This window comes from Streptomyces sp. CNT360, from assembly GCF_000424785.1.
Genome location: NZ_AUKO01000002.1, coordinates 360,114 through 383,061, shown reverse-complemented (window position 1 = coordinate 383,061; position 22,948 = coordinate 360,114). Strand labels below are relative to the sequence as shown.

Genomic DNA, 22,948 nt, shown 5'->3' with positions numbered 1-22,948 from the left:
AACTGTCGATCGGACGCCAGCACGCCACGCAAAGCTCCTGACCTGTCCACAACCACCTGCCCCGCGACGCCTGGCCGCCGAAGCGGCCCCGCGCCCATGCGGGCCCCGGGGCCGGACGCGCGGGTCAGCCGGTGACATCGGTCGGCTCCGCGTCCTCGACCGGGTTCATGGCCTCCCTGTGGCGCAAGCCGTGCAAGCCGTTCGCGGGTGACGGTCGGCGGCCAGGCTGCGGGGGCGACACGGGTGCCTGCGGGTGGGTGTGCAGCGCCCGTGCCGCCCCTGGGCGCGGGAGACGTCAGCCGTTCGCGGGCCTGACGGTGCTCATGATCTTCTTTATCTCGGCGCTGGACAGCGCGTTCGAGACGCCCTGGTCCGCGTAGACCACCCAGCCGTGCATGGTGCCGTCGGGCAGCTTCTGCGCGATGCTGTGGACCACCGCCTTGGGCGGGACGCACGCGCTGGGACGGTGGGTGACGGTGACCTCGGCGGTCGCCGTGTAACCCTCGATCCCGCCGTGCTTCCACGGCTGGACCTTGCCCACCTTGATCCTGGGCTTGTGGTCCTCTCCGCCGTATGCGGCGAAACCCCAGTTCCCTGCCCAGTTTCGGGCGTTCTTCTGCAAGCTGCCGTCCTTGCCGCCGCCCGTGGTGCCCACGGTGGCGAGCTGGCCCTTGCCGGCCTCGCCGAAGGCCTTCGGGTTGGGGCTCGAAGAGCAGCCGCCCGCGCGGTATGTGGCGGTCCCGGTCATGACGACGATCGGCTGGCCGGACTTGTCGGTGTACGAGAGAGCGGAGTCCTTGGGAAGTACCTTCCACTTCTGGGCCTTGGACGGCACGTCGTAGCGGAAATGGTGTTTCTGCGAGGTCTGCGTCTGCCACCCGGAGAATGCCGGCTTGTCCCCCGAGGGGTTGTCGGGGTCGGAGGGCCGGGACGATTCGGCCCCGGGTGACGTCGACTTCGCGGCGTCGGCGTCCTTGTCCGCGCTGCTGCCGCTGTCGTCGTTGCACCCGCTGAGGGCGACGACCATCCCGATGCCGACGGCGGCTATCAGGGTGTTCTTCGTTCGGCGGCCCGGCGCCGAGGGATATTGCCTGCGCTGAGCAGAACGCTGAAGGGTTGACCGGAACATGGTCGACACCCTAGGTGGCCTGCATTTCGTTCCTTCGCCAGGTGCGCATCCCTGACGAGATGCGCACCTGGCGATGAAAGAACGCGGACATGTGTTGCTGTTCTCGAAGCAGTGGGCTTCGAGCGCGTGACGTTCGAGCCGGACCGCGCCGGTCTCAGCGGTGGCCCAGGACATTGACGACGCGCCCGTTCGGGTCGAGCGCGAAGAAGCGGCGCACGCCCCACTCCTCGTCCTGCAGCGGATGCACGATCTCCGCGCCGCTGTCGACGACGGCGGCGTACACGGCATCCACGTCGTCCACCTCGATGCTCATGTCCGGCTGGACGGGTGCGGTCTTGTCCTGGGTCATGAGGATGACCTGTGCCGCGGGCTCGGAGGGCGAGGCCAGGGTCCTCACCCAGCCCAGGTTCATGACCTCTTCCAGCCCCAGCAGCCCGTAGAAGTCCCGGCTCTCCTCCATGGCTTCGGACTGGATGTCGGGAACGACCCGGCGAACGGACATGGGGGCTCCTGTCGGTGGATTCGAACTGGTGTGCAGAAGTCTACTCGGGTACCGACCCAACTCGCTTGAGATCCCGGAAGTGTCGGCGAGGCAGTCACCGACTTCTGCGAGCGGCGGCGCCGGCGGAGCGCCACGCCGGCACGGGCGGTGGCGAGGCGGAACCCTGCCCCGTTCCACTGCCGCGAGAGCCGGGTACGGGCGGGGCCCACTCACGCCGTTCGCGGCCGCTCCCATGGTCGACAACCCGGCCGCGCCGACGCCGTACTGCGGCACGACGGTCACCTACGGCACCTGGACCTCCGCCTTGCGGGGTTCCCGGGCCCGTGCGCTCAGGCAGGGAGCTCAGCAGGTGACCGCGCCCTGGGAGGCCGACCGGACGGTGGCGGCGTACTTCCCCAGTACGCCGCGCTCCACCGGGCGTTCCGGGGCTCGCCAGGAGGCCCGCCTGGCATCCAGCTCCGCCCCTGGAACGAGCAGGTCGAGACGGGACGCGGCGCTGTCGATGCGCACGGTGTCACCGTCGCGGACCAGTGCGATGGGGCCGCCCTGCTGGGCCTCGGGTGCGACATGGCCGATGACCAGCCCGTGGGAGACGCCGCTGAACCGCCCGTCGGTGACCAGCGCGACCGAGTCGCCGAGCCCCTGGCCGACCAGCGCGCCGGTGATGGAGAGCATCTCCCGCATACCGGGTCCGCCGGCCGGGCCCTCGTAGCGGACGATCACCACGTCCCCGTCGGTCACCTCGCCCGACTGGAGCGCGGCGAAGCACTCCTCCTCCGAGTCGAAGACCCGTGCCGGGCCCTCCCGCACGAAGTCCTCCTTGCCGCCCAGCTTCAGCACGCACCCGTCGGGGGCGAGCGAACCGCGCAGCACGGCCAGCGCCCCGGCCGGCTTGACCGGCTGGTCGGCCCGCGCGACCACCTGCTGCCCCGGCGCCTCCACCGCGTCGGCCGCCACCTCGCTCAGGGAACGGCCGTCGACCAGCCGGACGTCCTCGTGCAGCAGCCCGGCCTCCAGCAGGCGGCGGGCGACGAGCGAGGTGCCGCCCGCCCGCCACAGGTCGGCCGCGGTGTACGGACCGCCGGGCTTCAGCCCGGTGATGACGGGCACCTGGCGGCAGACCTGACCGATGTCGTCGATGCGCAGCGGCAGCCCCGCCTCGTGGGCGATGGCCAGCAGGTGCAGTACGGCGTTGGTGGAGCCGCCCATCGCGGCGACCGAGACGATCGCGTTGTGCAGGGCGGACGGGGTGAGGACCCGGGAGGGGCGCATACCGTGCTCCACGACGCGCATCGCCACCTCGCCGGTACGCTGCGCCGCCTCGCCCTTCCCCTCGGCGACCGCCGGGACGTCGCCCACGCCGAAGGGCGCGAGCCCCAGGAAGTCGGCGACGCCGCCCATGGTGTTGGCGGTGTACTGGGCCGCGCAGGTGCCGGCGCCGGGGCAGGCGTGCCGGGCCAGGTCGTCGACCTCGTCCTGGGTCATCCGGCCGACAGCACGCTCGCCGAGGGCCTCCCACATGTCCTGGATGGTCACCTCGCGATCCTGCAGTCGGCCGGGGAGCATGCTGCCGCTGTAGAGGACGACGGCGGGGATGTCGAGCCTGGCCAGGGCCATGATGCCCGCCGGTACCGTCTTGTCGCAGCCGACGATGCAGACCAGGCCGTCGAACTGGTGCGCGCGGCCCATCAGCTCGATCGAGTCCGCGATCACCTCGCGACTCACCAGCGAGGCCCGCATGCCCGGCGTGCCCATGGTCAGATTGTCGGAGACGGCGACGGTGTTGAACTCCATCGGAGTGCCGCCCGCGCGGCGTACCCCCTCCGCGACGCGTGCGGCGAGGTCGCGGTGTGTGAGGTTGCAGGGCATGGTGCCCGTCCAGGTGGAGGCGATGCCGACGACGGGCCGGCGCATCTCCTCCTCGGTCAGCCCCATCGCGTACAGGTGGGACCGTGCCGGTGCGCGATCAGGATCGTCGGCGATGTTCATGGTGTCTCCTTCGCGAGCTCGTGCGAGAGCCGGGTGCAGTCGGTGAAGCAGGCGGTCGTGCCCAGGGTGCCGATCCGCTCGGCCCCCGCCTCGGCCTCCTCGCCATTGCGCAGCCACAGCGGCGGGCCGCAGCTCATTCCGACGCCGGACGGGGTGCCCGTGGTGATGACATCACCCGGCTGGAAGGCCGTGAAGCGGAAGGCGGTGGGAGATCATCCCGGACACTCCGAAGACCAGCTTCTGGGGGGAGCTGTGTCCTGCGCCCTCTTTCCGTTCATCCCTGAGCGCCGATCGTCGGCCCATCCGTGAGAACGCGCAGCAGCCGACAGAGACTGACTCGGAAGTGATAAGAACTCGAAAGTGTTATACCTTGTAACTAGTGAGTGCCCGGGCCGCCAGGTCCGGGCCGAGTCGAGGGAAGGGCTGTCGACCATGACCACCACCGCACGCGATCTCGACCTGCACGTCGTGCTCGGAGCCGGGCCGGCCGGCACCACGCTCGCCGGGGAACTGGCCCGCCGTGGCCACCCGGTCCACCTGGTCGACCGCTCGGGGACCGGCACTGCCCCCGACGGCGTCGTCCGCCGGCAGGGCGACGTCGGTACGGTCGCCGGAGCCCGGGCCGCCATCGAGGGGGCGGCCGTGGTCTACCACTGCGTCAACGTCGCCTATCACCTTCAGGTCGAGGTGATGCCCCGCATCCAGGAAGCCGTCCTCGGTGCCGTCGAGGCCGAGGGGGCACGCCTGGTCGTGCTGGACACCATCTACCCGTACGGCGAGACGGGCGGCGAGGTGATGACCGAGGACACCCCGTGGCGGGCGACCGGTGCGAAGGGGAGGATGCGGGCTGCCCTGGACGAGAAGTACCTGGCCACGCACCGCGCGGGCCGGGCCGGGGTGGTGCTGGGCCGCTCCGCGGACTTCGTCGGCCCGGGAGTGCTCAACTCCACCCTTGGCGCGGCTGTCTTTCCCGGCGCTCTGACCGGTGGTCAGGTGGCCGCTCTCGGCGACATCGATCTGCCGCACAGCTACACGGACATCCGCAACGTCGCCGAGGGGCTGGCGACGCTCGGAGAGGACCCGCAGGGCGACGGCCGCGTCTGGCATCTGCCCACCGCACCGGCCCGCACCACCCGCGAAATTCTCCGGATGATCGAGGAGAAGGTCGGACAGCCCCTCGACCTGATGGTGAAGAGCGAGCCGAGCCCGTTCGGCCCCTTCGACCAGCAGTTCATGGACTCCTACGCCGAACTGTTCTACCAGCACACCGAACCGCAGATCGTGGACTCCTCCGCGATCCGGTGCACTTTCGGCGTCGAGCCGCGCTCCCTGGACACCACCCTGGAGGACACCCTCGCCTGGTACCGCACGTTCCTCGCCGACGCCCACTGAGCAGGCAGGATCGGCCGCAGCGCAAGCCGGGCGGAAGCCGTACGGGTGCGCACGGGAGCCGGATCACCGGCGCGTGCGGGGCGGTTGGGGTCTCACGGTGCGTGACGAGGGGCCGTGCCGGGTATGCGGAAGGTGACCATCGCCCGCAACGGAAGGAACGGTGATGTCCTCCTCGCTCATCGAGGCCGTGGATCTGGACGCTCCTGTCGAGATCGCCTGGGACCTCTGGAAGGACGTGACTCGGTGGCCCAGCTTCCTCAGTCACGTCCGGCAGGTCGAGTCCCTGGGGGACAAGCGCTTCTCGTGGCAACTCGACCTGCCGGGCGCCGACAGGGACTTCGTCGCCGAGATCACCGAGCTGGTGACCATGGACCGGATCGCCTGGAAAACAGTTGAGGGCGTCCAGCACGCCGGGGTCGTCACCTTCCACCGGCTCTCCGACTCCACGAGCCGCGTCACCCTCCAGATCGAGTACGAACCGCACGGCTTCGTCGAGCGCCTGGGGGCTCTGACCAACCTCGACTCCGCGCTGGCCAATTACGACCTGGGCAAGTTCAAGAAGATGGCGGAGAAAGCGGCACACGACTGAGCTCCGCGGCGCGTGCAGCGGACGAGGGCGGAGCGGTGGCCACGCTCCGCCACCGTGCCGGCGTGGTGCTGTGCACGTACCGACCCCTCGGTCCTTTCCCCTGTGCTTCCTCGGCTCTCCCCTCTCTCCCGGTTCCTGCTCGCCCCCCGGCGTTGTCAGTGGCTGCTTCTAATGTGCAGTCAGTGGAGCCGGTGGAACACGCCGCAGGTCCTGAAGTGGGGGAGAGGTCTGTCATGTCGAAGACGTATCTTGAGTTGTCGCAGGACGACGGCGGTGCGCACAAGTTCTACGAGGTGACGGTGCAGGGCAACGCGGTGTCCGTGCGCTACGGCAGGATCGGCGCTGCCGGGCAGACGCAGACCTCCACGTTTGCGACGGCCCAGAAGGCGCAGGCAGCCGCGGCCAAGAAGGTCGGCGAGAAGGTGCGCAAGGGTTACGCCCCGGCCGTGCCGGGGCAGCGCCCGCCCCGCGCCGTCACCCGGCGCACGGTGACCTCCGCTCCTTCGACGGCCCGCACCGTCGCCCCGGTGCTGTGGCGGTTCCGTACGGAGTCGCCCGCGTTCGGTATCCACATCGACGACGAGCGCTGCTGGGTGGGCAACCAGGCCGGTGACGTGTACACGGTGGCGCACGGCGGCGAGGTCCTGGCCCGCTACCAACTGCCGGACGGCGTCAAGTGCCTGGTGGCCGACGACTTCTGGATGTACGCCGGGTGCGACGACGGCCGGGTGTACGACCTGTCGTCCAAACTGCCCTTCGCCGCCTACGACATCGCTGCCGACGTCGACATCTTCTGGCTCGACATCCACGAGGGCGTGCTGAACGTGGCGGACCGCGCAGGCCGCCTCACCGTCATCGACCACGAGGACGAGCACCAGTGGGCACGCGGTGGCCCCGGTGAGCACGCCTGGATGGTCCGGGCCGACGACCACGCCGTCTACCACGGTCACAGCGCCGGTGTGACGGCTCACGCCCCGGACGGCAGTACCGAGTTGTGGCACACGCGCACGCGCGGCAGCGTCCTCTTCGGCTGGCAGGAGGACGACGCGGTCTACGCCGGGACGTCGCACCGCCAGGTGCAGCGCCTGTCGAAGGCGACCGGCGCCCTTGAGGCCACCTACCACTGCGACAGCTCCGTGTACTCCTGCGCCACCTCGCCCGGCGGCCGGTTCGTCTTCGCCGGTGACTCCGCCTCGTCCGTCTACTGCTTCGACCAGGACGGCACGCGGCTGTGGAAGCTGGGCACGGGCGGCGGCTCGGCGCTCTCGATGCAGTACCGCGACGAGCGGCTCTACCTGGTCACCACGGACGGTTCCCTGGTATGCGTGGACGCCGGAGAAACCGCCGTCACCGCCGCCCAGCGCGGATCGGTGCCCGTCGCCCGTGACATCAAGCTCGCCGCCGCGCTGCCCACCTACGCCCCGGCCACCGACACGTCCTTCGTGACGACCGTCTCCCAGGCACCCGCCGGAGCGGTGGTCGTCGAGTGCGTGCAGCAGGGGAGCCGGACCCGCGTCCACGTGGTCTCGGAGGGGTACGAGCCGTCGTGGAACGTGCAGTTCCCCCGGGCGATACGTGAAGTCGGCGCGCGGTACGTCGTCGACGCACTGCACCCGGCGTCCGGCGGCTTCTACCGGGTCAGGGGTGACATCCGCAGGCTCCGGTGACCCGCCCGGCCCGGCGGCCGGGCCCTGGAGCGGGGCGCGCTCCCCGTCCCGGCCTGCCCGGTCGATCGGGCGGGCAGAGCAGGCCCGAGAACCTGCACATAGGGTGCGGGCATGCGCACCACACCTGCGGCCCTCGTCGCCCCGGGCGCTCGCCGCTCCCTCGGCCGACGGAAGGACGCGGAGTGACCCTGAACCAGTTGAAGGCATTCGTCGAGGCGGAGCGGCTGGGCTCCTTCACCGCGGCGGCCCGCGCGCTCGACATCGCGCAGGCGTCGGTCTCCGAGCTGGTGCGGCGCCTGGAGGACGAACTGGACGCGGAGCTCTTCGTCCGCGGCAGCCGCACGCTCGCGCTGACGGCGGCGGGGCGGGAACTGCTGCCGTACGCCCAGGAGTCGCTCCGGGCAGCGGACGGCGGGGCCAGGGCCGTGCACTCGCTGGGCTCCCTCGGCGGCGGCACCGCCACGTTCGGCGTGCTGCGCAACGCGGACTACTACCTGCTCGCCGATCTCGTCCAGATGTTCCACGCACGGTACCCGGCCGTGCGGGTCCGCCTGGTCGGCCAGAACTCGGCCGAGACGGCACACGCGGTCGCCGCCGGGCGCATCGAGGCGGGTCTGGCGGTCCTGCCGATCGACGACGACGGACTCGTGGTCACTCCGCTGCTGCGCGACGAGGTGCGCTACGTGAGCGCCGATCCGGAGCGGACCCGCGCCCCTGTGCGGATCGAGGAGTTTGCTGCGGCCCCCCTCGTGCTCTACGACGCGCACTACGGCTGGAAGGACCCCACCCGCAGGCAGCTCGCCGACCGCGCCCAACTGGCCGGGGTGACCATCGAGCCGATGATCGAGCTGGAGCACGTCGAGGCGGCGCTGAAACTGGCCGCAGCCGGCACCGGGGACACGATCGCGAGCCGGGCCGTGATCGACGGTCCCGGGTTCCCCGCCGGACTGCACACCGCCTCGTTCGCCGAGCCGCTCTTCGACACCATCGCGCTGGTCCGGCGCCGGGGGCATCCGCTCTCCCGCGCCACGCGCGAGCTGGCCCGGCTGGCGGAGGACACCCTCCGGGAGCTCGGCTCCCGGGCGCGCCCCTGACCTTCCTGCCTCATCTCTACCGGCCTCTCCCTCCCCGCCCACCCTGCGCTTCGCCGCCCGGGAGGGAGGCTGCACCGGCCCACGGGCACAAGCCCCACAGGGAAACCCTGCGGGAAGCCTAGGATCTGCCCCTCTGGTCCTGTGGCTGAAGCGCGTCTACCGTCCCAGCCATGCAGATCACGCACGACGAAGAACAAGCCCTCCCTCCCCTCACCTGGCTCAAGAAGCCGGCTGTCGACGGCCCGCCGGCGCAGCGCGATCCGAAGGTCACCGCGCGGGTCTCCGAGATGCTGTCGTCCATCGAGCGGCAGGGTATGGACGCGGTGCGCGCCTACGCCCGGGAACTCGACGGCTGGTCGGGGGACCTGGAGATCGGCGCCGCCGAGCTGAAGAAGGCGGGCGACGTGCTGCCCGCCGACGTCCGTACCGCCCTGGAGACGGGCTACGAGCGCACCCACCGGTTCGCCGCCGCGCAGCGCGCCCACCTGACCGACTTCGAGACGGAGCTGGCCCCGGGCGTGCTGTGCGGGCAGCGTCACGTCCCGGTCACCCGGGTCGGCGCCTACCTCCCGGCGGGCCGGTTCCCGCTGCTGGCCAGCGCGTTCATGACGGTGGGAGTGGCCAAGACCGCGGGGGTGCCCACCGTCGTGGCCTGCACGCCGCCGTCCGGTGAGCACGGCGCCCGTCCTGCCGTGCTCTACGGGGCGTACCTCTCGCGGGCCGACCGGGTCTTCGCCGTCGGCGGTGTGCAGGCCCTCGGCGCGATGGCGTTCGGGCTGCTGGGGGAGAAGCCGGTCGACATGCTCGTCGGCGCCGGCAACGCCTTCGTCACCGAGGCGAAGCGCCAGCTCTTCGGGCAGGTCGGCATCGACCTGCTGGCGGGCCCCTCCGAGGTGGCGGTCATCGCCGACGACACCGCCGACCCGGTCTGGGTCGCCGCCGACCTGCTCGGTCAGGCCGAGCACGGCCCCAACTCACCGGCCGCCCTGATCACGACGTCCGAGCAGACGGGGCGGGCGGTACTGGCAGAGGTCGAACGCCAGCTCGGCTCGCTGGCCACCCGGGACATCGCCGGGCCCGCCTGGCGCGACTTCGGCTCGGTCATCCTCGTCCGGGACGCGGACGAGGCCGTCGCCGTGTCCGACGTCATCGGCCCCGAGCACCTGGAGGTCCACACCGCGGACGACGACCACTACCTCCAGCACCTCACCAACTACGGTTCACTCTTCCTTGGCCCCTGGTCCACCGTGGCCTACTCCGACAAGGGCATCGCCGGCACCAACCATGTACTGCCGACCGGGAAGACCGCCCGGTACAACGCGGGCCTGTCGGTGTCCCGCTTCCTGAAACCGCTCACCTACCAGCGCGCCACGGAGGAGGGCACCGCGGCACTCGCGCCGGCCGTCGAACGCATCTCGGCCTTCGAGGGGCTCGCCGCGCACGGCGCCACCGCCACACTCCGCATCGACCGGATCGGACGGCAGTCCGACGCGTTCGACACCGTTCCGGCGGCTCTGCGCGAACAGCTCTGACGCCACCGCCGCACGCCGGACGGCCTGCGCGTACGCACTCATCACCCGAGGATCCCCCTTGCCGCACGACCCTTTTGGCGGCGCCGCACCCAGCGGCACTGCGACCGGCAGCACCACGCCCTTCGGCGACGCACGCGCCGGCACCGCGCCCGGCGGTGCACGTACGGAACTCACTCAGGGACTCAAGGGCCGCCAGATCACCATGATCTCCATCGGAGGGGTGATCGGCGCCGGCCTGTTCGTCGGCTCCTCGCAGGCCGTCGCGGCGGCCGGGCCCGCCGTCCTGGTCTCTTTCCTGCTCGCCGCCGCGCTCGTGGTGCTGGTGATGCAGATGCTCGGCGAGATGGCGGTCGCCCAGCCCGACACCGGCTCGTTCTCGACCTACGCCGACCGCGCGCTGGGCCGTTGGGCCGGCTTCTCCATCGGCTGGCTCTACTGGTGGTTCTACGTACTGGTCATCCCCATCGAGGCGATCGCCGCCGGAGAGGTCGTCGCGGGACTGACGGGCCTGCCGAGCTGGCTGCCCGCGCTGGTGCTGATCCTGGTGCTGACCGGGAGCAACCTGCTCGCGGTCCGCAACTACGGTCAGTTCGAGTACTGGTTCGCGCTGCTGAAGGTCGTCGCGATCGTCGCCTTCCTGGTGCTCGGCCTGCTCGCCGTCCTCGGTCTGGTGCCGGGCTCCGGGACGAGCGGCGTCACGAACCTGTGGCAGCACGGGGGCTTCGCACCCAAGGGCGGCGTCGCGATCCTCGCCGGCCTGCTGACCGCGATGTTCAGCTTCCAGGGCAGCGAGATCGTCACCATCGCCGCCGCCGAGTCCGCGGAACCGCGCAAGAACATCAAGAAGGCGGTACGCGCCGTGGTGTGGCGGCTCGGGCTCTTCTACCTCGGTTCGCTCTTCATCGTGGTCAGCCTCGTTCCCTGGGACGCCGACGGGCTGGCGGACGGCTCGTACCAGGCCGTGCTGGACCGGATGAACATTCCCGGCGCCCGGCAGATCATGGACGTCGTCCTGGTGGTGGCCGTGTGCAGTTGCCTCAACTCGGCCGTCTACACCGCCTCCCGGATGGTCTTCTCGCTGGCCCGGCGCGGTGACGCGCCCGCTGTCTTCGCCGCCGCCTCCCGCGCCGGGGTCCCGCGCAACGCGGTCGCAGCGTCGGCCGCCGTCGGCATCGTCGCGGTCGTCGCCAACTACCTGCTGCCGAGTGTCTTCACGTACCTGATCGCCTCCAGCGGGGCCATCGCGTTGATGATGTACATGGTCATCGCGATCACCCAGTACGCCACCCGCCGTCGGCAGCCCCGGGTGGCCGAGATACGCATGTGGGCCTTCCCGTATCTGACGCTGGCCACCATCGCCTTCATCGCGGGCGTGCTGATCCTGATGGCGGTGCTCCCCGGTCACCGCCTGGAGCTGTGGCTCACGCTCGGCCTCGCCGCGGTACTGGTCACGGTGGGCGCCCTGGTCCAGCGCCGCTCGACGGGCCGGGTCATGAGCGTGACCGTAGCGGCCACCGACCCGCCGGAACGGATCGGTTCGGGAGGCGGAGACGCCCCGTGACCGGCCCCCGCCCGACCGCCTCCGCGCCCAGCGGCTCGTGGTCGGCCGGCCCCGGGGCCGACAGCGAGCGCACACGGCGCGTGCCGCGGCCGTCCACGCGGGCTGCCGGCACGAAGTGGCCGGGTGCCCGGGGGAGACGGCCGCGCGGTCAGGCGGGGCGGGCGTGTGTGGAGCGCGGGACGAACTCGGTCGGCAGCACCACCCGTTCCCCGCCTGCCGCCGCCTCACCGCTGATCCGGCGCGCCAGCAGCCGGGCTGCCTGGCGGGACAGCTCCCGCAGGTCGTGCCGGACAGTGCTCAGCCGGAAGACCTCCCAGTCCGCCATCGGCAGATCGTCGAACCCGATCACCGTGAGGTCCTCGGGCACCCGGACGCCTGCCGCGAGCGCCGCGTTGAGCACACCGATGGCAACCACGTCGTTGCCGCAGAACACCGCTGTGGGGGGCTCTTCGAGGGCGAGCAGGCCCGGCAGCGCCCGGTACCCGGTGTCGTACTCGAAAGGTCCGCGCACCACGCGCTCCTCCGGCAGGCCGATACCGGCGTCGGCCAGCGCCAGCCGGAAGCCCAGCTCGCGCTCCCGCCCGGTCGTCGTGTTGGCCGCACCGAAGATGCCCGCGATCCGCCGGTGGCCCAGTCCGGCCAGTGTCTCGGCGACGAGACGGCCGCCGCCCTCGTTGTCCACCACCGAGGCGGTCTCTCCCCGGCCCCCGGTGTCCCGGTTGAGGAAGACGTACGGCACGCCGCGGCGGTCGAGCTCGGCCGGCAGCCTGGAGCGGGTGGTCGCGGTCGCCAACACGACGCCGTCCAGCGACTGGTCGAGCAGGTTCTCCCCTTCGACCGCCTCGTCGGAGCGCTCGGTGATGAGCATCATGCGGTAACCGAGGCGGTGCAGCTCGTCGTGGAGGGGGGCGACCACGTGCGGGTAGAACGGGTTGGTCAGATCGGTGACGATCACTCCGACCCTGCGGGTGGACCGGGTGGACAGGGTCCGTCCGGCCTCGCTGGGCACGTAGTGCAGCGCCTCCGCCGCGCGCCGGACCTTCTCGCGGGTGGTCGCCGAGACGCGGCGGTCGTCACGGAGCGCCCGGGACACCGTGGGCTGCGACACGCCCGCCAGTCTCGCCACGTCGTGACTCGTGATCGCCATCGGCCCTCTCCTGTCGCCCCGCACGCCCCTGCGACGCGCGCCACCCATCATACGTATGTCGACTACGTGGCCGGGCGGCGCCCGCTGCCGGCCCGCGCGGTCCTCCGGCCCCGGTAAGGCGGTGCGGTACGCCGTGCCGCTGCTGGCATACGTAGAGCCGACCGCAGCGAACCCCTTGACAGCGCCCGGCGGAACGCCTGAGATGGAATGCATACGTATTCCAACGCAGCTGAACCGAGGGAGTGCTCGTGTCCGACGTCGTCGTCTCCACCGCGGAACTGGGCCGCCGCACCGTCCGCCGCAGTGAGTTCGTCTCCTGCAACCAGGCCTTCATCGACTGCCGTACGCCGGGCTCGGACCGGAAGGAGAACTACGCGATGGTCGGGCCCGGCGTCTCGCAGGCGTCCGGCCAGCACGTCAACCTGCGCATACCGCACGGCTTCAACATCGGTGCCGCGGCCATGCCGCACGGCATCACCAACAACCTGCACCTCCACTACACCGCGGAGGTCTTCGTCTGCACGGCCGGGGAGTACCTGCTGCGCTGGGGCGCCGACGGCACCGAGGGCGAACTGCTGCTCCAGGCGGGCGACATCGCGTCGGTGCCCACCTGGGTCTTCCGCGGCTTCACCAACACCGGGCCGGACGACGGCTGGCTGTTCACCGTGCTCGGCATGGACGACACCGGCGGCATCATCTGGGGCCCCTCGGTGCTGCGGGAGGCCGAGGGACACGGCCTCCACCTCACCGCGGACAACCAACTGGTCGACACGGTGGCCGGTGACGAGGTCCCGGCCGGCACCGAGCTGGTCCGGCCCATGGCGCAGGAGTACATCGACCGGTTGCGCCACTACACGCCGGAGGAGATGAAGCGCCGGGTCGCCGCGCGCGACGAACTGGTCTGGTCCGAGCGGCCGTTCCTGGACAGCACGCTGCCCGGCGGTGGAGCGCGCCTGAGCTGCGTCATCGGCTACGGCATGACCGAGGACCTGCACCAGGAGCCGCGGATCTTCAACCCGCACGGGCACAACGCCGCCTGGTTGCGTGCCGAGCCGGGCCAGGGCGTCTCGCTGCACCGGCAGCACGAGACGCAGACGCTGATCGTCAAGGACGGTTCCTGGGAGGTCACCCTCAACCGCACCGACCCGGTCTCGGTGCGGCTGGGCCCGCGCGACATCCTCTCCGTGCCCCAGGACGCCTGGCGGACCCTGCGCAACGTCGGTGAGGCGGAAGGCGACGTGCTGGTCGTCAACTCCGGCGACGGCCGGGTGCGTCTGGAGTGGGACGAGGAGGTCGTCAAGGCCGCCGCCGACGCGGGGCTCGGGCTCGACCACAACGGCTACGTCGCCCCGTACGCGCTGCTGCCCCGCTCCGCACGCTGATGGCCACCGACCCGCTGCCGCTCCTCGTGCTGCCGGGCATGCTCTGCGACGAGAGCCTCTGGTCGCAGGTGACCTTCCCCTCGGGGCACCCCGTGCGGCACGTCGTCCTCCGGGAGCCGGACATCGGGCTGCAGGCCGAGGCCGTACTGGACGGTGTCCGGGGCCGGTTCGTCGCCGTGGGGCTCAGCCTCGGCGCGATCGTCGCCTTCGAGATCCTGCGGCGCGCGCCGGACCGGGTCGCCGGGCTCTGCGTGATGTCGACCAACGCGGGGGCGCCGCGCCCCGACCAGTACGCCTCCTGGCGCGCGCTGGACCACCTGATCGCCGACGGCCGGTTCGGCGAGGCCGTCGAGCGGACCCTGACGGGGATGTTCGCGTCCCCGCACCCGTCCCGCGAGGAGGCGGACCGCTACCGGCGCATGGCGCACGCGGTCGGGCCCGAGGCCGCCCGCGCCCAGCTCGCGGCGCAGGCCACCAGGGCCGACGCGGTCGCCGCGCTGCGCTCCGCGAGCTGTCCGGCCCGTGTGCTGTCCGGCACCAGCGACGCCCTGTGCCCGCCCCGGTTCCACCGGACGATTGCCGGGGCACTGCCGGACGCCCGACTGCGCGAGGTACCCGGCGCCGGCCACCTGCTGCCCTGGCAGCGGCCCGAGGCGGTCTCCGCCGCCCTCGCCGACCTGCTCGCGGCGGTCGAGGGGAGTGCACCGGCGCGCCGCCCCACCCCGGATCGCCGACCAGCCGCCCCGCACCCGGCATCCCCTGCCCGCTCCCACACTCCGCCCCCGCACACCCCGGGCGACCCCGCCCTGTAACCCGCCCACGCCCCCGTACCCGCCCCGTCTCCGTACCCGGCCCCCCCGGGGGCGACGCGGTCTCCGTGCCCCCGACTCCGCACCCGTGCGACCCCGCCGACCCCGACCGACTCCCCGTCTCCGCCGACCCATCCCTCACCGGAAGAGAGCCGTTCATGCCCCGCTTCCTCAAGACAGCGACACCCGCGGACACGAAGCGTGCCGCGCAGACCGGCGTCGCCGAACGGGTGGCCGCCATCCTCGACGACATCCGCGACCGCGGCGACGAGGCGGTACGCACCTACTCGGAGAAGTTCGACGGCTGGAGCCCGGAATCCTTCCGGCTCGGCCCCGACGAGGTGGCACGCATCGTCTCCACCGTGCCGGATACGGTGCTGGACGACATCCGTTTCGTGCAGCAACAGGTGCGGACGTTCGCGCAGGCGCAGCGCGACTCGCTGCGGGACGTCGAGATCGAGACGCTCCCCGGCGTGCACCTCGGCCATCGGCACGTACCGGTGGCCGGGGCGGGCGCCTACGTACCGGGGGGCCGTTATCCGCTCACCGCGTCCGCCCACATGACGATCGTGACCGCCAAGGTGGCCGGTGTTCCCCGCGTCGCCGCCTGCACCCCGCCGATCCGCGGCGAGATCCCCGCCACCACCGTCGCTGCCATGCACATGGCGGGAGCCGACGAGATCCACCTGCTCGGTGGCGTCCAAGCCGTCGCCGCCCTCGCTCTCGGCACCGAGTCCATCGGCCGGGTTCCGCTCATCGCAGGGCCCGGCAACGCCTATGTGGCCGAGGCCAAGCGGCAGTTGTTCGGTGAGGTCGGCATCGACCTGTTCGCCGGCCCGACCGAGATCCTCGTCGTCGCGGACGAGCACGCGGACCCGTTCGTGGTCGCCGTCGACCTCCTCTCGCAGGCCGAGCACGGTCCCGACTCCCCGGCCGTTCTCGTCACCACGTCCGAGGAACTGGGCCGTGAGGTGGCGCGCCACATCGACCGGCTGCTGCCCGCCATGCCCACCCGCGACTTCGCCGAGCCGGCCTGGCGGGACCACGGCGAGATCGTCGTCGTCGACGCGCTGGACGAGGCGTTCACCCTCGCCGACTCCTACGCGAGCGAACACGTCGAGATCCTCACGGAGAACCCCCGCCAGGCGCTGGAGCAGATGCGCGACTACGGCGCGCTCTTCCTCGGCGAGGGCACCTGCGTCAGTTACGGCGACAAGGTGATCGGCACCAACCACGTCCTGCCCACCCGCGGCGCCGCCCGCTACACCGGTGGCCTCTGGGTCGGCAAGTACCTCAAGACGGTGACCCACCAGGAGGTCACCGACCCCGCCTCGTCGGCCCGGCTCGGCGAGGTGTGCGGCAGGGCCGCACGGGTCGAGCTGTTCGAGGGACACGCCCGCTCCGGAGACGTGCGGGCCGCCAAGTACGGCGACGGCACGCTGCCGTGGAACGACGAGGGTGCCGCATGACGGCCTCCGTGACCGCGGCACCCGGGACGGTGACCACCGTGCCCGGCGAGGCAACCGCACCGGATGCGGGCGGAGGACCGCTGGCCGGACGGACCGCCCTGGTCAGTGGGGGCGGCAACGGGCTGGGCCGGGCGACAGCCCGGGCACTGATCGGGGACGGCGCCCGCGTCGTACTCACCGGGCGCGACGCGGGCAGGCTCCAGGAGACCGCCGCCCTGCTCGGTCCGGCGGCCGGGCACCGGGTCTGCGACGTGTCGGTGCCCGCCGAGGTGGAAGCCCTCGCCGAGAGCCTTGTCGACGAGGAGATCTCGATTCTCGTCAACAACGCAGGGATCGCCGGCCCGGTGGCCCCGCTGACCGAGATCGATCCGGCCGACTGGGACGAGGTGTTCGACGTCAACGTCCGCGGGGTGTTCCTGATGTGCCGGGCGTTCCTGCCGGCGATGGTGGAACGGGGTGCCGGGGACGTGGTCAACATCGCCTCCGTCTCCGGCAAACGGCCGCTGCTGCGGCGTACCCCTTACTGCGCCTCGAAGATGGCGGTCATCGGCCTCACCGGCACCCTCGCGGGAGAGGTCGGCCCCTTCGGGGTCACCGTCAACTCCCTCTCGCCCGGGCCGGTATCCGGCCCCAGGATGGAGCGGAACTTCCGGCTGGAGGCGGAGCGCACCGGCGCCGGCTACGAGCAGGCGGAGGCGGCCTTCGTGGACCGCTCGGCGCTGCGCCGGATGGTCACCGAGGACGAGGTCGGTGCCGCCGTGACCGCGATGCTGCGGATGCCGGGGCTGTGCGGCGCCGACATCGACCTGTCCGCCGGGATGGTGGCCCGGTGACCGCCGTGCGAGGGGCGGGCCGCTCCCTCAGGCGCAGGCTGGCGGACGGGGAACGGCTGTACGGGGCACTGCTGCGGCTGCCGTCCGAGACGCTGGTCGAGATGGCCGGGGTCGCGGGCCTCGACTACGTCGTCATCGACTGCGAGCACGGACCCGCCGACCAACTGTCCCTCCAGCAGCACCTCACCGCGGCCGCGGCGCACGGGCTGGACGTCCTCGTCCGGGTCGGCGCGGCCGACGCCGGACTGGCGCTGCGCTGCCTGGACCTGGGAGCCGCCGGGATCATCCACCCGCACGTGGACAGCGCGGCGGACGCCCGGCGCGCGGTCGCGGCGGACCACTACCCGCCGCTGGGCGAGCGGGGGTTCGCCACCTACAGCAGAGCCGGCCGGTTCGGCACGGTCTCCGCGCACGAGCATCTGGACGCTGCGGCGGAGACCCTGGTCGTGGTCATGGCCGAGACGGAGCGGGCCTGTGCCGCCGCGGCCCACATCGCGGCGACGGCGGGCGTGGACGCTGTGCTGGTCGGCCCGGCCGACCTGGCCGTGGACTGCGGCTTCCCCGGAGCGGAGACCGTGACCCGGCTGACCTCCCAGGTGCACAGCGCCGCGCTCGGCGCGGGCCGTGCGGTGATGTCGATCGTGCCGGGCCCCGAGGGCGCGCGGAAGGCGGAGGCGGCCGGTGCCCGGCTGATCCTCTACAACATGGCGCACGTCCTGATGGACACCTTCGCACGGCTCACCGCACCGCCCGAGCCGGTCCCTGACGGCGGCCGCCGACAGCCGGACGTGCCGACGCACAGCTGACCCGTACCGGCCCGGCCTGCTCCCGGCCGGACCCTTCCCGAAGCACGTACCCACGACAGGCCCGTCGGCGCGCCCGGCCCGGCGCCCTGCCGACGAAAGGAGAACACCATGCCGCTCGACCCCGTCGCCTACCGTCCGTACGCGGATCCCGACGACTTCATCCGTGAGGTGACCGACCGGATCTGGGTGGACCGCGACATCTCCTACATCGTGGACAACTACGAACCCGACTCGATCGTGCACACCGGTCTCGGCACCGTCGTCGGGCGGGACGGCGTCATCGAGGGCACCACGATGCGGATGGGCAGCACGCCGCAGCACATCGGCCAGGCCGAGGACGTGGTGTGGGAGGCCCGCGGGGACGACGCGTTCTTGAGCTCGCACCTGGTCTTCTCCGCCGACGAGCACCTGGTGGAGGGCCGGAACGTGCGGATCCGCAAGCGGACGGTCGCCAACTGCCTCTACCGGCGCGGCCGCATGGTGGAGGAATGGGTGGTCCGCGACGAGCTCGCCGACTGCCTCCAGCGCGGCGCCGACCCGGACGAAGCGGCCCGGCGGCTGCGCTTCCAGGGGTACAGCGGTTCGATGACCGAGCCGGCTCCGCAGGACGTGCTGGCGGCCGGTGTCAGCGGACCGCGCCCCGACGACTTCCGGCCTGAGTGCGAGATGGTCCTCGAATTCGTCGACGAGGTGTGGTCCCGGCGCCGCCTGCACAAGGTTTCCGACTTCATGGCGCGGGACCTGTTCCTGCACACCGTCGGCGACCGCACCGTCATCCGTCCGGAGCGATACCAAAGCGATCTGCTCGCCCTGGTGGGGCCGTTCCCCGACGCCCGCTTCGAGGTGCGTGACATCCAGACCAACTACTCCGAGCGCTGTGCGGGGCTCCGCATCGCCGTTCTGTGGACCCTGCACGGCAGTTACCGCGGCCTGGCCGTCTTCGGCTCGCTGACCGACGCGCCGGTCACCGTGCTCGGGGCGTCCCAGTTCCTCGTCCAGGGCGGCCGGATCGTGCGCGAGATGCGGGTCTACGACGAGATCGCCCTCCGCGCCCAGATCAACAGCGCCCGCGGAGACGGTCCGGAGGTGGAGGCGAACATCTACTGACAGGCGGCACACGAAGGGGGCACCGGACCCGGTGCCCCCTTCGTGTGCGTCCACCGGCCGGTACCGCGGTGCCGGTGTCCCGGCCGCTGCCGGCACGGCTGTGCGGTGAGGAGTTTGCACAGGTCGGACCAACGGCATTGACATGCCCCTCTTCTCACGGCTGAGGAGCACTGCCTATATTGCCTGACGTGTACGCGCCAACCAGCGCGTACGCGGCCGAAGTTCGGCTCGTGGCACCTGTCCGGCGGGCCCCACCCCTGGCCGGCCCGTCACTTGGTACAGGAGGCGCCACCAGCACCCCCCACCGAGCACTTGGAGCAGGTATGTCCAGTGACAGATGCGGCAACACCTCCCTCACCCCCGCCCCGGCGACCCCGCGGGGGAGGCGGACCCTCGTCGCGGCTGCGCTCTGCTGCGCCCTCAGCGCCCTGTCCGTCGGCGCCACCGGTGCTGCCCAGGCGTCCGACGGAACGAGTGAACTCAAGCGCGGCGAGGCGTACATGGGAGCCGGGATAGCCGTCCACAAGGGCTGGAAGCACGACGGCGCACCCCAGCTCGACGCCACCGTCGAAGGCGTCGACGTCAGCGGGCACCAGGGCAACGTCGACTGGGCGGGCCTGTGGGGCAGCGGCGTGCGGTTCGCCTACGTCAAGGCCACCGAGGGCACCGACTACCGGAGCGACTACTTCACCCAGCAGTACAACGGCTCCTACGACGCCGGCATGACCCGTGGCGCCTACCACTTCGCGCTGCCGGACAGCTCCAGCGGTGCCGCGCAGGCCAACTTCTTCGCCGACCACGGCGGGGGCTGGAGCAAGGACGGCAAGACCCTGCCCGGTGTCCTCGACATCGAGTACAACCCGTACGGCGCCACCTGTTACGGGCTCAGCCAGGGCGCCATGGTCAACTGGATCAAGGACTTCACCGCCACCTACAAGAGCCGCACGGGGCGGGACGCCGTCATCTACACCACGACCGACTGGTGGACCCAGTGCACCGGCAACAACGCCGGTTTCGGGCAGTCCAACCCGCTGTGGGTCGCCCGCTACGCCGACGGGCCGGGCGCCCTGCCCGCCGGCTGGGGAACCCACACGTTCTGGCAGTACACCTCGACCGGCCCCACCGTGGGCGACCACGACAGCTTCAACGGCTCCGCCGAACGTCTGACGGCGCTCGCCAACGGGTAGCGCGCGCCCGCTGCGCAACCCTCCCGCGCCACGTCCGGGCCGACCGGGTGTGGCGCGGGCCGGTACGCACCGTGGCCGGCGCCCTAGCATCGGGGCATGCTCACACTCGGTATCCCCGTGATCGGTGTCGCTGACCTCGGGCGTGCTGCCGACTTCTGGTCGGCCGCGCTGGATCTGACCGTCTCCGAGGAGTGGCGGAGCGACAACTGGCGGACTCTCTGCCACCGTGACGGTTCCGGCCGCGCCCTCGGGCTGATGCGCAGCAGCTCGCCGGTCGAGCCGCACCCGCGTCTCCACCTCGACCTCTTCGTGGAGACCGCTGCCGAGCAGCAGGCGGAGGTCGAACGCCTGCTCGCACTCGGTGCGACCGAGCCGCACTGGGACCGCTATCCGGCCCACCCCGACTTCGTCGTCCTGGCGGACCCCGACGGCAACGTGTTCTGCGTCGTCGACCTGAGCCACGCCCCCAGCAGCTGAGCCACGCGCCCGGCAGCTGACGGAGCGAGCGCGCCGCCCGCGCGCGAGGCACTCCGTGACCGAGACTGAACGGTGACGAGCAGCCCGCCGAGGGAAGGACCTGCGTGAGCGCAGACGACGACCGCTTGCAGACCCGCTTCCACTGGCTGTTCGGCGACCAGCTCGGCCCGCACTTCCTCCGGCCTGGCAGCACCGCTGTCATGATCGAGTCCCGGGCCGTCCTCCGCAGGCGCCGCTTCCACCGGGCCAAGGCCCACCTGCTGCTGTCCGCCATGCGCCACCGCGCGGCCGAGCTCGGCGACCGGGTGCGTTACGTCCAGGCGGACACCTACCGTGAGGGCTTGCGCCGGGCGGTGGGGGACGCGCCCGTGACCGTGCACCACCCCACCTCGCACGCCCCCCTCCGCTTCGTGCAGGGCCTGCCGCAGGTGGAGGTCCTGCCGCCCCGCGGATTCCTCGTACAGCCGGAGACGTTCACCCGGTGGGCGGGCTCCGCTCGCGGCGGTCACCTGCGCATGGAGGACTTCTACCGGCACGTGCGTGAGGACCACGACCTGCTCATGGACGGTGACCAGCCCGTGGGCGGGCGGTGGAACCTGGACGCCGACAACCGTGAGCGTCCGCCCAAGGACACCGCCACGCTGCCCGTGCCGGCTCCCTACCGGCCACGTGAGGACACCATCGACGAGGAGGTCAGAGCCGACCTGGACCGCTGGGAGCGGGACGGGAAGGCCGCGTTCGTCGGCCGGGACGGACCGCGCCGGTTCCCGGCCGACCGTGCCGAGGCACGACGCGCCCTACGGGCCTTCGTGAGGAAACGGCTGCCCACGTTCGGCCCGTGGGAGGACGCGATGCTGGCCGACGACTGGGCCATGAGCCACAGCATGCTGTCCGCCGCACTCAATCTCGGACTGCTGGACCCGGCCGAGTGCGTGGAGGCCGCCGAGAAGGCTTACCGCGCGGGCGAAGCGCCGCTCAACTCCGTCGAGGGGTACGTCCGGCAGGTCGCCGGGTGGCGCGAGTACATGTGGAACCTCTACTGGTACTTCGGTCCCCACTACCGCGAGTCCAACGAGCTCGGCCACCATGCGCCCCTGCCGGAGTGGTTCGCGTGCCTGGACGCCGACGCCGTGCAGGCACGCTGCCTGTCCACCACCCTGGCCCAGGTACGCGATCGGGGCTGGGTGCACCACATCCCCCGCCTGATGGTCCTGGGCAACCACGCACTCCAGCGCGGCTGGGACCCGGCACAGGTGACCGACTGGTTCCACCGCTGCTTCGTCGACGGGTACGACTGGGTGATGCTCACCAACGTCATCGGCATGTCCCAGTACGCCGACGGCGGCCGCATCGTCACCAAGCCGTACGCCGCCGGAGGCTCGTACATCAACACGATGAGCGACCTGTGCGGGCCCTGCGCCTACCGGCCCACCCGGCGCACCGGTGCGGACCACTGCCCCTACACGGCCGGGTACTGGGAGTTCATGCACCGCCACCGCGCACGGCTGGCCCACAACTACCGCACCGCACGCGCTGTCAAGCAACTCGACCAGCTCGGCGACCTGGACGAACTCCTGCGCGACGCCCGGCGACGCGACCCCGACGCACCGCCCTGACCCCGCAGCCGCCTCTCACTTCGACCGTTCGGGATCGTGGCCCCAGTTCATGAGGGAGTAACGCCACCGCGACTCGTGGATGTCCCCGGAGGGACGCTGTGCGAGGTGGCGGCGGACATAGCCGACCACCTTGCGCATGTGCGCCAGGTCGTCATCGGTCAGCTCACCGGTCTTCTTCCGCTGGAGCTGCGCGATGCGCCGCCCCGAGGCGTGTCCGGTGCTCTCCTGGTTCTTCCCCCGCTGCCCCACCTGCTGCGAGGCTTCGCTGCGCAGCCACCGTTCCAGTTCACCCGGTTTCATGTTGACGGCTTCGTCGAACGCGGTGAGCACCTCTTCCTTCGACGCTGCCACCCTCAGTCACCACCCTTCTTGCGCAACGACTGCGGCTTGTGCACCGCTCTGCGGCCCGACTTCTCGCTCTCCACCTCGTACTGCGGGTCCCGGGGTGAGGCGTCGACCGTCCGGCCTGCCGCGCGGGTACGCCCCGTGATCTTCTTCTTCACTCTGCCGACCGTCCGACTGCCGTGGGACGCCCAGGTGACCCGCTCGTTCTTCTCCGGCTTCTGCTCCTTGGCCATGTCCGCCTCCGGCAGGTGACGCGAGGTACATGTCGCCCCACCGGGTCCCCAGCCGAAATGCCGGGAAAACCGTGCGGGCAGG

At 71.6% G+C, this 22,948-nt stretch carries 21 protein-coding genes and 1 pseudogene; 15 read left to right on the top strand and 7 right to left on the bottom strand.

The features are described from left to right. Window positions 1-295: 295 nt before the first annotated feature. The 4 genes and pseudogenes from H297_RS0106220 to H297_RS41235 all read right to left on the bottom strand — a co-directional run. Window positions 296-1,129: a DUF8017 domain-containing protein gene (locus H297_RS0106220; protein WP_486589427.1), complete on the bottom strand. Its 834-nt coding sequence runs from the start codon at window positions 1,127-1,129 to the stop codon at window positions 296-298. 154 nt (window positions 1,130-1,283) lie between these two features. Then, entirely contained in the window at window positions 1,284-1,631 is a 348-nt protein-coding gene (locus H297_RS0106215) for a VOC family protein (RefSeq protein WP_027736329.1), read from the bottom strand. A 342-nt stretch (window positions 1,632-1,973) separates the two neighbouring features. Beyond that, complete coding sequence (gene ilvD / locus H297_RS0106210) at window positions 1,974-3,620, bottom strand: dihydroxy-acid dehydratase (protein ID WP_027736328.1); 1,647 nt, start codon at window positions 3,618-3,620, stop codon at window positions 1,974-1,976. Then, window positions 3,617-3,805, bottom strand: a pseudogene (locus H297_RS41235) (fumarylacetoacetate hydrolase family protein); the annotation flags it as partial. The gene ilvD and the pseudogene H297_RS41235, both read right to left, overlap by 4 nt. 247 nt (window positions 3,806-4,052) lie before the next feature. Here H297_RS41235 and H297_RS0106200 point away from each other — a divergent pair. The 6 genes from H297_RS0106200 to H297_RS34850 all read left to right on the top strand — a co-directional run bounded on the left by H297_RS0106200 (window position 4,053) and on the right by H297_RS34850 (window position 11,455). Continuing rightward, window positions 4,053-5,012 (top strand): NAD-dependent epimerase/dehydratase family protein, encoded by a 960-nt coding sequence (locus H297_RS0106200; protein WP_027736327.1) that lies wholly within the window; start codon window positions 4,053-4,055, stop codon window positions 5,010-5,012. A gap of 163 nt (window positions 5,013-5,175) precedes the next feature. After that, complete coding sequence (locus H297_RS0106195) at window positions 5,176-5,601, top strand: SRPBCC family protein (protein WP_027736326.1); 426 nt, start codon at window positions 5,176-5,178, stop codon at window positions 5,599-5,601. 233 nt (window positions 5,602-5,834) lie between these two features. Further along, window positions 5,835-7,268, top strand: a complete 1,434-nt coding sequence (locus H297_RS0106190) for a WGR domain-containing protein (RefSeq protein ID WP_027736325.1) — start codon at window positions 5,835-5,837, stop codon at window positions 7,266-7,268. Between the two features lie 182 nt (window positions 7,269-7,450). Beyond that, window positions 7,451-8,362 carry a LysR family transcriptional regulator gene (locus tag H297_RS0106185; RefSeq protein WP_027736324.1) on the top strand — a complete coding sequence of 304 codons (912 nt, stop codon included), beginning with the start codon at window positions 7,451-7,453 and terminating at the stop codon, window positions 8,360-8,362. A gap of 170 nt (window positions 8,363-8,532) precedes the next feature. Further along, window positions 8,533-9,894 (top strand): histidinol dehydrogenase, encoded by a 1,362-nt coding sequence (hisD, locus tag H297_RS0106180; protein WP_027736323.1) that lies wholly within the window; start codon window positions 8,533-8,535, stop codon window positions 9,892-9,894. A 58-nt stretch (window positions 9,895-9,952) separates the two neighbouring features. After that, window positions 9,953-11,455 carry an amino acid permease gene (locus H297_RS34850; RefSeq protein ID WP_486589426.1) on the top strand — a complete coding sequence of 501 codons (1,503 nt, stop codon included), beginning with the start codon at window positions 9,953-9,955 and terminating at the stop codon, window positions 11,453-11,455. A gap of 148 nt (window positions 11,456-11,603) precedes the next feature. Here H297_RS34850 and H297_RS0106170 read toward each other — a convergent pair whose 3' ends face one another. After that, window positions 11,604-12,602: a LacI family DNA-binding transcriptional regulator gene (locus tag H297_RS0106170; protein WP_027736322.1), complete on the bottom strand. Its 999-nt coding sequence runs from the start codon at window positions 12,600-12,602 to the stop codon at window positions 11,604-11,606. Between the two features lie 248 nt (window positions 12,603-12,850). Here H297_RS0106170 and H297_RS0106165 point away from each other — a divergent pair, with 248 nt between their 5' ends. The 9 genes from H297_RS0106165 to H297_RS0106125 all read left to right on the top strand — a co-directional run bounded on the left by H297_RS0106165 (window position 12,851) and on the right by H297_RS0106125 (window position 22,288). After that, window positions 12,851-13,984, top strand: coding sequence for a cupin domain-containing protein (locus H297_RS0106165; RefSeq protein ID WP_027736321.1), 1,134 nt, complete (start codon window positions 12,851-12,853; stop codon window positions 13,982-13,984). Further along, window positions 13,984-14,796, top strand: coding sequence for an alpha/beta fold hydrolase (locus tag H297_RS34845; RefSeq protein ID WP_064744783.1), 813 nt, complete (start codon window positions 13,984-13,986; stop codon window positions 14,794-14,796). The genes H297_RS0106165 and H297_RS34845 overlap by 1 nt, the downstream gene beginning before the upstream one ends. Window positions 14,797-14,951: 155 nt before the next feature. Further along, complete coding sequence (gene hisD / locus H297_RS0106155) at window positions 14,952-16,262, top strand: histidinol dehydrogenase (protein WP_027736320.1); 1,311 nt, start codon at window positions 14,952-14,954, stop codon at window positions 16,260-16,262. Beyond that, complete coding sequence (locus H297_RS0106150) at window positions 16,259-17,095, top strand: SDR family oxidoreductase (protein WP_078513780.1); 837 nt, start codon at window positions 16,259-16,261, stop codon at window positions 17,093-17,095. The genes hisD (H297_RS0106155) and H297_RS0106150 overlap by 4 nt, the downstream gene beginning before the upstream one ends. Beyond that, window positions 17,092-17,901 (top strand): aldolase/citrate lyase family protein, encoded by an 810-nt coding sequence (locus H297_RS34840; protein WP_064744782.1) that lies wholly within the window; start codon window positions 17,092-17,094, stop codon window positions 17,899-17,901. Before H297_RS0106150 ends, H297_RS34840 begins: the two co-directional genes overlap by 4 nt. A gap of 108 nt (window positions 17,902-18,009) precedes the next feature. Further along, window positions 18,010-19,008, top strand: coding sequence for an ester cyclase (locus H297_RS0106140; RefSeq protein WP_027736318.1), 999 nt, complete (start codon window positions 18,010-18,012; stop codon window positions 19,006-19,008). Window positions 19,009-19,331: 323 nt separating this feature from the next. After that, on the top strand, window positions 19,332-20,195 hold the full coding sequence (locus H297_RS34835) for a lysozyme (protein WP_051351582.1): 864 nt from the start codon (window positions 19,332-19,334) through the stop codon (window positions 20,193-20,195). Window positions 20,196-20,291: 96 nt separating this feature from the next. Beyond that, window positions 20,292-20,672, top strand: a complete 381-nt coding sequence (locus H297_RS0106130; RefSeq protein WP_027736317.1) for a VOC family protein — start codon at window positions 20,292-20,294, stop codon at window positions 20,670-20,672. Window positions 20,673-20,776: 104 nt separating this feature from the next. Beyond that, the gene (locus tag H297_RS0106125; protein ID WP_486589425.1) at window positions 20,777-22,288 is read left to right on the top strand and encodes a cryptochrome/photolyase family protein; all 1,512 of its coding nucleotides are present in this window, start codon (window positions 20,777-20,779) and stop codon (window positions 22,286-22,288) included. A 15-nt stretch (window positions 22,289-22,303) separates the two neighbouring features. Here the strand turns inward: H297_RS0106125 and H297_RS0106120 are convergent, their stop codons facing one another. Next, on the bottom strand, window positions 22,304-22,639 hold the full coding sequence (locus tag H297_RS0106120) for a DUF3140 domain-containing protein (protein ID WP_037793010.1): 336 nt from the start codon (window positions 22,637-22,639) through the stop codon (window positions 22,304-22,306). A gap of 2 nt (window positions 22,640-22,641) precedes the next feature. Further along, window positions 22,642-22,866, bottom strand: a complete 225-nt coding sequence (locus H297_RS0106115; RefSeq protein ID WP_027736314.1) for a hypervirulence associated TUDOR domain-containing protein — start codon at window positions 22,864-22,866, stop codon at window positions 22,642-22,644. Window positions 22,867-22,948 lie beyond the last annotated feature (82 nt).